Annotated in this window: 1 protein-coding gene; it reads left to right on the top strand. The window is 72.9% G+C overall.

Going from position 1 to position 13145, the window contains the following annotated elements:
- The coding region (locus tag ACOJUJ_RS00945) for an amino acid adenylation domain-containing protein (RefSeq protein ID WP_420124961.1) at positions 1-13145 on the top strand (13145 nt) is incomplete at its 3' end.

Here is a 13145-nt window from a genome sequence, read left to right as displayed (position 1 = left end):
ATGTCCTCGGACAAGACGGTCGAGTCTCCGCGCCCGGAGCTTTCCGCCGCCAAGCGCGCGCTCGTCCAGGCCAGGCTCAAGGGACGGGTCCGCTCGTTCAGCATCGTCCCCCGCGGCCATCGCGACGGCGCTCCGCTTTCCTTTGCGCAGGAGCGGCTGTGGTTTCTGGACCGCCTGGAGCCGGGGAGCACCACCTACAACATGCTCTGGCCGCTCCGGCTGCGGGTAGCGCCCGACACCGGTGCGCTAGAGCGCGCGCTGGGCGAGATCGTCCGGCGCCACGAGTCGCTGCGCACCGTTGTTCGCGAGGTGGACGGCGCTCCCGTGCAGGTGGTCGTGCCCTTCGCCGGCTTCCCGCTCGACACCGTCGATCTGTCGCGGCTGGCCGAGGGGGAACGGGAGGCCGAGATGCGGCGCCGCGTCAGCGAAGAGGCGGCGCGGCCGTTCGACCTGGCCACGGGCCCGCTGTTCCGGGCGTCGCTGCTGCGGCTGGGCGAGGACGACCACGTGCTGCTGCTTTCGATGCACCACATCGTCAGCGACGAGTGGAGCATGGGGGTGCTTTCCCGCGAGTTCTCGGTGCTGTACGAGGCGTACCGCGCGGGGCGGGAGTCTCCCCTGCCGGAGCTGGTGGTGCAGTACGCCGACTACGCCGCCTGGCAGCGCGAGCAGCTGGAAGGCGCGGCGCTGGAGCGGCAGCTGGGCTACTGGCGGGCGCGGCTGGCGGACGCACCGGTGCTGCTGGAGCTGCCCACGGACCATCCCCGCCCGGCCGTGCAGACGTTCCGGGGGGCGGTCGAGCGGATCGAGCTTTCCGCCGAGCTGCTGGAGCGGCTGCAGGCGCTGGGACGCGGCGAGGGGGCGACGCTGTACATGGTTGCGCTGGCGGCCTTTCAGGTGCTGCTGTCCCGGTACAGCGGAAGCGAGGACGTGGTGGTGGGCAGCCCCATCGCCGGGCGCGAGCGCAGCGAGGTGGAGGGGCTGATCGGCTTTTTCGTCAACACGCTGGTGCTGCGCACCGACCTCGCGGGCGATCCGTCGTTCCGCGAGCTGCTGGGCCGGGTGCGCGAGGGAACGCTGGGGGCGTACGAGAACCAGGAGGTGCCGTTCGAAAAGCTGGTGGCGGAGCTTCAGCCGGAGCGCTCCCTGAGCCACGCGCCGCTCTTTCAGGTGCAGTTCACGCTGCAGGACACCCGCGACTCGGCCGGTGGCCTGGCGGAACTGGGCACGGAGCGCGTCGACGCGGGCTTCGCCAGCGCCAAGTTCGACCTGTCGCTGACCGTCGCGACCACGCCCCAGGGTCTGCGCTGCGGGCTGTCGTACGCCACGGACCTGTTCGAGCGCGGCACGATCGTCCGGCTGCTGGGGCACCTGGGGCGGGTGCTGGAGCAGGTCGCCGCGGATGCGGACGTGCGGCTGTCCGAAATCGAACTGCTCGGCGAGGCGGAGCGCGCGCGGGTGGTGGACGAGTGGAACCGGACCGAAGCGGAGGCGCCGGCGGACCGCTGCATCCACCAGCTGTTCGAGGCGCAGGCGGCCCGGACGCCGGACGTGGTCGCCGTGCGCTTCGAGGACGCGTCGCTCACCTGCGCGCAGCTGAACGCGCGCGCCAACCAGCTCGCCCACCACCTGCGCCGCCAGGGCGTGGGTCCAGAGGTGCGCGTGGGCGTGCTGATGGAGCGCAGCCTGGAGATGGTGGTCTCCCTCCTGGCGGTGCTGAAGGCCGGGGGAGCCTACGTGCCGCTGGACCCGGGCCTGCCCGCCGAGCGGCTGGCGTACATGCTGGAGGATGCGGACGTGGCCGTGCTGCTCACGCAGGAGCGGCTGCGCGGCATCGTGCCGGACTCCAAACTGTCGGCGCTGGAGGTGGACGCGGCGTGGGATGCGATCGCGCGGGAGAGCGCGGAGAATCCGGCCCCTGACGTCACGCCGTCGAACGTGGCGTACGTCATCTACACCTCCGGCTCCACCGGCCGCCCCAAGGGGGTGATGAACCAGCACCGGGGCGTGGTGAACCGCCTGGTGTGGATGCAGGCGCACTTCGGCCTGTCCGCGGACGACGTGGTGCTGCAGAAGACGCCGTTCTCGTTCGACGTGTCGGTGTGGGAGTTCTTCTGGCCGCTGCAGCAGGGCGCAACCCTGGTGATGGCGCGCCCGGACGGGCACCGCGACCCCGCTTACCTGCAGGAGGTCATCGAGGCCGAGGGGGTGACGACGCTGCACTTCGTCCCCTCCATGCTGCAGTCGTTCGTCGAGGCGGTGGAGGCCGGGCGCTGCGCGTCGCTCCGCCACGTCGTGTGCAGCGGCGAGGCGCTGCCGCCGGCGCTGGTGCATCGCTTCTACGACCGCTTCGCCGCCCCCGTGGTGCTCACCAACCTGTACGGCCCGACGGAAGCGGCCGTGGACGTGAGCTGCTGGACCTGCCCGCGCGATGAAGCCGCCGACGTCGTGCCGATCGGCCGCCCCGTCTGGAACACGCAATTGTACGTTTTGGACGCCGCGCTCAACCCCGCTCCCGTCGGCGTGCCGGGCGAGCTGTACATCGGCGGCGTGCAGGTGGCGCGCGGCTACCAGGGCCGCGCGGCGATGACGGCGGAGCGCTTCATCCCCGATCCGTTCTCGTCGGAGCCGGGCGCGCGCCTCTACCGGACGGGCGACCGGGCGCGGTGGCGGGCGGACGGTGCCATCGAATACCTGGGGCGCCTCGACTTCCAGGTAAAGGTGCGCGGCTTCCGCATCGAGTTGGGCGAGATCGAAGGCGTGCTGCGGCGCAGCGAGGGCGTCACCGACTGCGTGGTCCTGGTTCGCGCGGATGCGGGCGAGCAGCGGCTGGTGGCGTACGTGGTGGGCGCTGCGAAGGCGGACGTGCTGCGCGAGCATCTGCGCCGGGAGCTGCCGGAGTACATGGTGCCGGCCGCCTTCGTCGCGCTGGACGCGCTGCCACTGACGGCCAACGGCAAGCTGGACCGCAAGGCGCTCCCGGCGCCGGAGGGGGACGCCTACGCGCGGCGGAGCTACGAGGCCCCGCTGGGCGAGATCGAGACGGCGCTGGCGGAGATCTGGGGCGAGGTGCTGGGCGTGGAGCGGGTGGGGCGGTGGGACCACTTCTTCGAGCTGGGCGGGCACTCGCTGCTGGCGATCAAGCTGATCGGGCGGATGCGGAGCGCGGGGCTGCACGCGGACGTGCGGGCCCTGTTCACCACGCCGGTGCTGGCCGAGCTGGCCCTGGCCGTGGGCGGAGCGTCCGCGGAGGTGGAGATCCCCGCGAACGGGATCCCCGAGGGGTCCGCGTCCATCACGCCGGAGATGCTGCCGCTGGTGGAGCTGAGCCAGGCGGAGATCGACCGGATCGTCGCGGCGGTGCCGGGTGGCGCGGCGAACGTGCAAGACATCTACCCCCTGGCCGCGCTGCAGGAAGGCATCCTTTTCCACCACCTGATGTCGGAGGAAGGCGACCCGTACCTGCTGTCGAGCACCACCGAGTTCGACAGCCGCGCGCGCCTGGACCAGTACCTGGCGGCACTGCGGGCGGTGATCGACCGCCACGACATCCTGCGCACGGCCATGGCCTGGGACGGGCTGCGCGAGCCGGTGCAGGTTGTGTTGCGGCACGCGCCGCTGCCGGTGGAGGAGGTGCGGCTGGATGCGGAGGCCGGGGATGCGGCCGGGGAGCTGTGGCGCCACTACGACCCCCGGCGGTACCGCATGGACCTGGGCCGGGCGCCGCTGCTGCGGGCGTGCATCGCCGAGGACCGGCCGCGCGGCCGCTGGCTGCTGCTGATGCTCATGCACCACCTGACCAACGACCACGAGTCGCTGGAGGTGCTGCGGGAGGAGATCTCGGCGCACCTGCGGGGCCTGCAGTCGGAGCTGCCGGCACCGCTCCCCTTCCGCAACTACGTGGCGGGGGCGCGGCTGGGGGTAAGCCGGGAGGAGCACGAGCGGTTCTTCCACGCGATGCTGGGCGACGTGGAGGAGCCGACGGCGCCGTACGGTCTGCTGGACGTGTGGGGCGAGGGCCATGGGATCGGCGAGGCGCGGCTGCCGGTCGCGCACGACGTGGGCGCGCGGCTGCGCCTGCGTGCGCGCGCGCTGGGGGTAAGCGCGGCCAGCCTGTGCCACCTGGCGTGGGCGCAGGTGCTGGCGCGGCTGAGCGGCCGGCGCGACGTGGTGTTCGGCACGCTGCTCTTCGGCCGCATGCAGGGCGGGGAAGGCACGGACCGGGTGATGGGTCCGCTCATCAACACGCTGCCGGTGCGAATCGGGGTCGGAGCGGAGGGCGTCGAAAGCGCGGTGCGGCGTACGCACGCGCTGCTGGCGGACCTGCTGCGGCACGAGCACGCCTCGCTGGCGCTGGCGCAGCGCAGCAGCGGCGTGGCGGCGCCGGCGCCGCTGTTCACCTCGCTGCTGAACTACCGCTACGGCGGCAGGGCGGCGCGCGCGCGGGAGGCGGGGCAGGCTGCGGAGGGCGTGCGGGGCATTCGCGGCCAGGAGCGGACCAACTACCCGGTGGTCCTCTCCGTGGACGACCGGGGCGAGGAGTTCTCGCTGCTGGCGCAGGTGGCGGCCCCAGCGGATGCGGAGCTGGTGTGCCGGATGATGCACACGGCGCTCGCCGGGCTGGTCGAAGCGCTGGAAGCTGCTCCCGGCCGGCCGATCGGGAGCATCGACGTGCTTCCGGAAGCCGAGCGCCGCGTGGTGGTGGAGGCGTGGAACCGCACCGACGCGGCGTATCCCACGCACCTCCCCATCCACCAGCTGTTCGAGGAGCAAGTCCGGCGCACGCCGGACGCGGCGGCGCTGGTGTGGGGTGCGGAGGAGCTGACGTACCGGGAGCTGGACTCGCGTGCCAACCGGCTGGCGCACCACCTGGCCGGGCTGGGCGTGGGGCCGGAGAGCCGCGTGGGACTGCGCGTGGAGCGGGGCGTGGAGAACGTGGTCGCCACGCTGGCCGTGCTCAAGGCCGGCGGCTGCTGCGTTCCCGTCGACACCAGCTATCCGGCCGAGCGCATGGCGCTCATGCTGGCCGACTCCGCCGTCCGCATCCTGCTTAGCGACGCGGACATCGCCGCCCCGGATCTTCACGTCATCCGCCTGGATCAGGCGGCGGAGCTGCTCGCTGCCCACCCGGATCACCCGCTGTCGACGGACGTGGCGGCGGGGAACCTTGCCTACGTCTTCTACACCAGCGGCAGCACGGGGCGGCCCAAGGGCGTGATGATGGGGCACCGCGAGGTGGTGCAGTACGCGTACTGCCTCCCCCTGACGATGCCGCTCGGCCCCGGTGATCGCGTGGCGCAGGCATCGAACGCGAGTTTTGACGCGGCGGTGTTCGAGATCTGGGGCGCGCTCGTGCACGGCGCCACGCTGGTGGGCATCGACCGCGACGTCCTTCTCTCCGCGCCGCTGCTGGGGCAGGCGCTGCGCGAGCAGGGGATCACGCACCTCTATCAGACCGCGGCGCTGTTCACCCAGCACGTGCGCGAGCAGGTGGACGTGTACGCGACGCTGCGCCAGCTGGTGTTCGGGGCGGAGGCGGTGGGGACGGACAGCGTGCGCCGGATGCTGCGCGAGGGCAAACCTGCGCGCGTGCTGCACGAGTACGGTCCCACCGAGGCGACGGTGTGGTGCACGCTGGAGGTGGTGGAGGAAGTGGCGGAGGACGCGCCCACGGTGCTGATCGGCAAGCCGATCCCCAACGCGCGTGCCTACGTCCTCGATCCCGCGGGCCAGCCGCTCCCGGCGGGCGTTCCCGGCGAGCTGTGCATCGGGGGTGACGGCGTGGTGCGCGGCTACCTGGGCCGCCCGGCGCAGACGGCCGAGCGCTTTGTCCCCGACCCCTTTGCCGCCCAGCCGGGCGCGCGGATGTACCGCACCGGCGACCGGGCGCGGTGGAAGGCGGAGGGGAAGCTGGAGTTCCTGGGCCGCGTGGACGACCAGGTGAAGATCCGCGGCTTCCGCATCGAGCCGGGCGAGGTGGAGGCGGCGGTTGCGGCGTTCCCGGGTGTGCGCGAGGCCCGGGTGATGATGCGCGAGGACCAGCCGGGCGACAAGCGGCTGGTGGCGTACGTGGTCGGTGAGATGGAAACGGACGCGCTGCGCGAGCACCTGCGGCAGAGCCTGCCGGAGTACATGGTGCCGCGGGCCATCGTCGCCATGGACCGGCTGCCGCTGAACGCCAACGGAAAGGTGGACCGCAAGGCGCTGCCGGTGCCGGAGTACGCGGCCGGCGCGGACCGGTACGTGGCGCCGCGCACACCGACCGAAGAGGTGCTGGCCGGGATCTGGGCAGAGGTGCTGCACCTGGACCGCGTGGGCGTGGAGGAAAGCTTCTTCGACCTGGGCGGACACTCGCTCCTGGGCACGCGGGTGGTGTCGCGGGTGCGCGGGCTGTTCGGCGTGGAGCTGCCGCTGCGGGCGCTGTTCGAAGGACCCACGGTGGCGGAGATGGCCGGGCGCGTGGAAGAGATGCGCCGCGCGCAGCTGCCGGTGCTGCCGCCCGTGGTGCCGGCCGAGCGCACGGACCCGCTGCCGCTGTCGTTCGCGCAGGAACGGCTCTGGTTCATCGACCGGCTGGAGCGGGGGAGCGCCGTCTACAACATCCCCGTGGCGCGGCGGCTGAAGGGTGCGCTGGACGGGCCGGCGCTGGAGCGCGCGCTGGGCGAGATCGTGCGGCGCCACGAGGCGCTGCGGACGGTCTTCGCTGAACTGGACGGCTCGCCCGTGCAGGTGATCGCGCCCTTCGGCGGGTTCGCGCTGGCGGTGGAGGACCTGTCGGCGCTGGACGAAGCGGATCGCGAGGCGGCGGTCAGGCGGCGCGCCGGCGAGGAGGCGCGGCGGGCGTTCGACCTTTCCGCGGGCCCGCTCTTCCGCGCCGCGCTGCTGCGGCTGGGGGCGGAGGAGCACGTGCTGCTGCTGACGATGCACCACATCGTCAGCGACGGGTGGAGCATGGGTGTGCTCTTCCGCGAGCTGTGGGCGCTGTACGCCGCGTTCGCCGAAGGGCGTGAATCGCCGCTGGCGGAGCTGGCGGTGCAGTACGCCGACTACGCGGTGTGGCAGCGCGAGCAGCTGGCGGGCGAGACCCTGGACCGGCAGCTGGCGTACTGGCGGGAGCGCCTGGCGGGCGCACCCGCGCTGCTGGAGCTGCCGACGGATCATCCGCGCCCGCCGGTGCAGACGTACCGCGGCGCGACGGTCCCGGTGGCGCTTTCCTCCGACCTGCTGGAGCGGCTGCAGCGGCTGGGGCGCAGCGAAGGCGCGACGCTGTACATGACGCTGCTGGGCGCGTTCCAGGTGCTGCTCTCCAAATACGCCGGCAGCGAGGACGTGGTGGTCGGCAGCCCGATCGCCGGGCGCACGCGCGGCGAGGTGGAAGCGCTGATCGGCTTCTTTGTCAACACGCTGGTGCTGCGTACCGACCTCGGTGGCGACCCGAGCTTTCGCCAGGTGCTGGGGCGGGTGCGCGAGGCCACGCTGGGTGCCTACGCGCACCAGGAGCTTCCGTTCGAAAAGCTGGTGGCCGAGCTGCAGCCCGAGCGTAGCCTTAGCCACTCGCCCCTCTTCCAGGTGCTGTTCGCGCTGCAGAACGCGGAGGGCGGGGCGAGCACGCTGCACGGGCTGGAGGTGAGCGGAGCGGGAACGGCCCGGGAGGTCGCCCAGTTCGATCTCTCCCTTACGCTCTGGACGACCGGCCAGGGTCTGCGCGGCGCGCTGGACTACAGCACCGACCTCTTTGAGCGCGCCACGGTCGAGCGGATGCTGGGCCACCTTGAGCGGGTGCTGGAGCAGGTGGCCGCCGACGCGGACGTGCGGCTTTCGCGGCTGGAGCTGGTGGGCGAGGCGGAGCGCGCGCGGGTGCTGGACGAGTGGAACCGCACGGAAGCGGAGGTACCCGCCGGCCAGTGCATCCACCAGCTCATCGAGGCGCAGGCCGCGCGCACGCCGGACGCGGTTGCGGTGATCGCGGAGGAGGCGTCGCTCACCTGCGCGCAGCTGAACGCGCGCGCCAACCAGCTGGCGCACCACCTGGCCCGCCGCGGCGTGGGGCCGGAAACCCGCGTGGGTCTTTGCCTGGAGCGCGGCGTGGAGATGGTGGTTTCCATCCTGGCCGTGCTCAAGGCGGGTGGCGCGTACGTTCCGCTGGATCCGGGCTATCCGCCGGAGCGGCTGGCGTACATGCTGGAGGATTCGGGCGTGGCCGTGCTGCTTACCCAGTCGCGGCTGCGCGGCATCCTCCCCGCCTCCGACGTGCCGACGCTGGACGTAGATGCGGCGTGGAATTCCATCGCTGCGGAGAGCGCGGAGAACCCGGCGCCCGCCGTAACGCCGTCGAACCTGGCGTACGTCATCTACACCTCCGGCAGCACCGGCCGGCCCAAGGGGGTGATGAACGCGCACCGCGGTGTGGTGAACCGGCTGTGGTGGATGCAGGCGGAGTACGGGATCGGTGCGGACGACGTGGTGCTGCAGAAGACACCGTTCTCGTTCGACGTCTCCGTGTGGGAGTTCTTCTGGCCGCTGCAGCAGGGCGCAACGCTGGTGATGGCGCGGCCCGACGGCCACCGCGACCCGCTGTACCTGCAGGATGTGATCGAGCGGCGCGGGGTCACCACGCTGCACTTTGTCCCCTCCATGCTGCAGCAGTTCGTGGAGACGGCGGACCCGGCGCGCTGCACCAGCCTGCGCCGCGTCATCTGCAGCGGCGAGGCGCTGCCGCCGGCGCTGGTGGCGCGCTTTCACGAGCGCTTCCCGGCTCCGGTGGAACTGCACAACCTGTACGGGCCCACCGAAGCGGCCGTGGACGTGAGCCACTGGGCGTGCGCGCGCCAGGACGCCGCCGACGTGGTGCCGATCGGCCGCCCCGTCTGGAACACGCAATTGTACGTTTTGGACGCGGCGCTCACCCCCGCGCCCGTGGGCGTGCCGGGAGAGCTGTACATCGGCGGGGTGCAGGTGGCGCGCGGCTACCTGGGCCGCCCCGGCCTCACCGCGGAGCGGTTCATTCCCGATCCCTTCTCCGCCCGTCCGGGCGCGCGCCTCTACCGCACGGGCGACAAGTCGCGCTGGCGGGCGGACGGCGCCATCGAGTACCTGGGGCGGCTGGACTTTCAGGTAAAGGTCCGCGGCTTCCGCATCGAGCTGGGCGAGATCGAGGGCGTGCTGCGGCGCAGCGAGGGCGTCGTCGACTGCGCCGTCATCGCGCGCGAGGACGAGACGGGCGACCGTCGGCTGGTGGCGTACGTCGTGGGTGAAGCGGAAACCGAGACGCTGCGCGAGCACCTGCGCCGGGAGCTGCCGGAGTACATGGTGCCGGCGGCGTTCGTCCCGCTGGACGCGCTGCCGCTTACGGCGAACGGCAAACTGGACCGCAAGGCGCTCCCCGCGCCGGAAGGGGATGCGTACGCGCGGCGCAGCTACGAGGCGCCGCTGGGGGAGATCGAGACGGCGCTGGCGGAGATCTGGGGCGAGTTGCTGGGCGTGGAGCGGGTGGGGCGGTGGGACCACTTCTTCGAATTGGGCGGGCACTCGCTCCTGGCGATGAAGCTGATCGAGCGGATGCGGCGGGCGGGGCTGTACACGGACGTGCGGGCCCTGTTCACCACGCCGGTGCTGGCGGAGCTGGCCCTGGCCGTGGGCCGGGCGTCCATGGAGATGGAGATCCCCGCGAACGCGATTCCCGCGGGGAGCGAATCCATCACGCCGGACATGCTTCCGCTGGTGGAGCTTACGCAGGCGGAGATCGACCGCATCGTGGCGGGCGTGCCGGGCGGAGCCGCGAACGTGCAGGACATCTACCCGCTGGCTCCGCTGCAGGAAGGGATCCTGTTCCATCACCTGCTGTCGGAAGAGGGCGATCCCTACCTGCTGTCCAGCACGACCGAGTTCGACACGCGCGCGCACCTGGATCAGTACCTGGCGGCGCTGCAGGCGGTGATCGACCGGCATGACGTCCTGCGCACGGCCGTGGCCTGGGAAGGACTGCGCGAGCCGGTGCAGGTGGTCTGGCGCCGCGCGCGGCTGCCGGTGGAGGAGGTGGAGCTGGATGTGGAGTTGGGCGATGCGGCCGGGCAGCTGTGGCGGCGCTACGACCCCCGGCGGTACCGGATGGACCTGGGGCAGGCGCCGCTGCGGCGGGCCGCGATCGCCGAGGACCGCGCGCGGGGCCGCTGGCTGCTGCTGGTCCTTACGCACCACCTGACCAGCGACCACGAGTCGCTGGAGGTGCAGCGCGAGGAGATCTCGGCGCACCTGCGGGGCGTGGAATCCGAGCTGGCGGCGCCGCTGCCCTTCCGCGGCTACGTGGCGCAGGCGCGCCTGGGGGTGAGCCGCGAAGAGCACGAGCGGTTCTTCCGCGGGATGCTGGGCGACGTGGACGAGCCGACGGCGCCGTACGGGCTGCTCGACGTATGGGGGGATGGACGCGGGATCGCGGAGGCGCGGCTTCCGGTGGCGGACAACGTCGCCGCGCGGCTGCGCCGCCGGGCGCGCACGCTGGGGGTGAGCGCGGCCAGCCTGTGCCACCTTGCGTGGGCGCAGGTGCTGGCGCGGCTGAGCGGTCGGGAGGACGTGGTCTTCGGGACGCTGCTTTTCGGCCGCATGCAGGGCGGGGAGGGTGCGGACCGGGTGATGGGCCCGCTCATCAACACGCTGCCGGTGCGGATCGGGGTGGGCGAGGAGGCGGCCGAGGCGGCGGTGCGGCGCACGCACGCGCTGCTGGCGGACCTGCTGCGGCACGAGCACGCCTCGCTGGCGCTGGCGCAGCGCAGCAGCGGCGTGGCGGCACCCGCGCCCCTCTTCACCTCGGTGCTGAACTACCGCTACGGCGGGACCAAGCGTCCGCGGCAGGCGGGGCCCGGCAGGGAAGGCGTGCGGGGCATCGGCGCGCAGGAGCGGACCAACTACCCCGTGGCGCTCGCGGTGGACGACTGGGGAGATGCGTTCTCGCTCGTCGCGCAGGTGGCGGCGCCCGCGGACGCGGAGCGGGTGTGCCGGATGATGCACGCCGCGCTGGAGGGGCTGGCCGAGGCGCTGGAGTGCGCGCCGCGCCGGGCGATCGGGAGCATCGACGTGCTGCCGGAGTCGGAGCGCGCGCGGGTGGTGGGCGAGTGGAGCCGGACGGAAACGGACGCCCCCGCGGACCGTTGCGCGCACGAGCTGTTCGCGGAGCAGGCGGCGCGGACGCCGGACGCGGTGGCCGTGCGCTTCGGCGCGGAGTCGCTGAAGTACGCGGAGCTGGACGCGCGGGCCAACCGGCTCGCGCACCACCGGCGCGCGCTGGGCGTGGGGCCGGAGGTGCGGGTGGGGCTGTGCCTGGAGCGCAGCCCGGAGATGGTCGTGGCCGTGCTCGGGGTGCTCAAGGCCGGCGGCGCCTACGTGCCGCTGGACCCGGCGTATCCGGCCGAGCGCCTGGCGTTCATGCTCCGCGACGCGGCGGTGCCCGTCCTGCTGACGCACTCCGCGCTGGAGCCGAAGCTCCCCGCGCACGACGCGCGCGTGGTGCGGATGGACGCGGACGCCGCCGCGATCGGCCAGGAGCCGGGCCACGCGCCGGAGAGTGGCGTGGACCTGCGGAACCTGGCGTACATCATCTACACCTCGGGGTCCACCGGGCGGCCCAAGGGCGCTGCCATTCCGCACGGCGGCCTCGCGCGCTACCTGGCGTGGGCCGGTCCCACGTACGGTGCGGGCGATGGAGAGGGTGCGCCGGTGCACTCGTCGCTCTCCTTCGACCTGACGGTCACCAGCCTCTTCGTCCCGCTGCTGGCGGGCGAAGCCGTCGTGCTCGCGGCCGATGAAGGGGTCGAGGCGCTGGCGGGGGTGATCCGCTCGTCGGGCACCTTCGGATTCGTCAAGATCACCCCCGCGCACCTGTCGCTGCTGCTGGAGCAGCTGTCGCCGGAGGAGGCGGCACGCGCCACGGGCCGGTTCGTCGTCGGCGGCGAGAGCCTGGCGGGCGAGGTGGTGGCGCGCTGGGGGCAGGTCGCGCCGAACGTGTTGATCACCAACGAGTACGGCCCCACCGAGACGGTGGTCGGCTGCTCCATCCACACGCTCTACGCGTCCGAGGCCCCGGCGGGCGCGGTGTCCATCGGCCGGCCCTCGCCGGGGACCGCGCTCTACGTGCTGGACACGGCCGGCCAGCCCGCGCCCGTCGGCGTGCCCGGCGAGCTGCACGTGGGCGGGGGGCAGCTGGGTCGCGGCTACCTGGCGCGGCCGGCGCTCACGGCGGAGAAGTACGTCCCCGATCCGTTCTCCCTGGACCCCGGCGCCCGCCTCTACCGGACGGGCGACCTGGTGCGGTGGGGCGCGGACGGGGAGCTGGAGTTCCTGGGCCGGCTGGACGAGCAGGTCAAGATCCGCGGCTTCCGCATCGAGCTGGGCGAGATCGAGGCCGCGCTGCGCCAGGCGCCCGGCGTGGACGACGGCACCGTCATCGTGCGCGAGGACGGGCCGGGCGACCGGCGGCTGGTGGCGTACGTCGTCGGCGACGCGGAGGCCGAGGCGCTGCGCGAGCGCCTGCTGCAGAGCCTGCCGGAGTACATGGTCCCCGCGGCCTTCGTCCCCATGGACGCGCTGCCGCTGACCCCCAACGGCAAGCTGGACCGCAAGGCCCTCCCCGCGCCGGAAGGCGATGCCTACGCGCGGCGCAGCTACGAGGCCCCGCTGGGCGAGACCGAGACCGCGCTGGCGGAGATCTGGGCCGAGGTGCTGGGCGTGGAACGGGTGGGGCGGTGGGACCACTTCTTCGAGCTGGGCGGGCACTCGCTGCTGGCCATCCGGCTCATCGGGCGGATGCGCAGCGCGGGGCTGCACACGGACGTCCGCGCGCTGTTCACCACGCCGGTGTTGGCGGAGCTGGCCCAATCCGTGGGCGGCGCGGCGCCGGAGCTGGAGATCCCCGCGAACGCCATCCCGGACGGGGCGGAGTCCATCACCCCGGACATGCTGCCGCTGGTGGAGCTGGACCAGGTTGAGATCGACCGCATCGTGGCGGCGGTGCCGGGTGGCGCCGCCAACGTGCAGGACATCTACCCGCTGGCGCCGCTGCAGGAAGGCATCCTCTTCCATCACCTGATGTCGCAGGAGGGTGACCCCTACCTGCTGTCGGGGGTCAGCGAGTTCGACACCCGTCCGCGGCTGGA

It is taken from the genome of Longimicrobium sp. (assembly GCF_048594345.1).
GTDB lineage: Bacteria > Gemmatimonadota > Gemmatimonadetes > Longimicrobiales > Longimicrobiaceae > Longimicrobium.
Note: the sequence above shows the minus strand (reverse complement) of the source record. Positions and strands in the feature narration are given on the sequence as shown.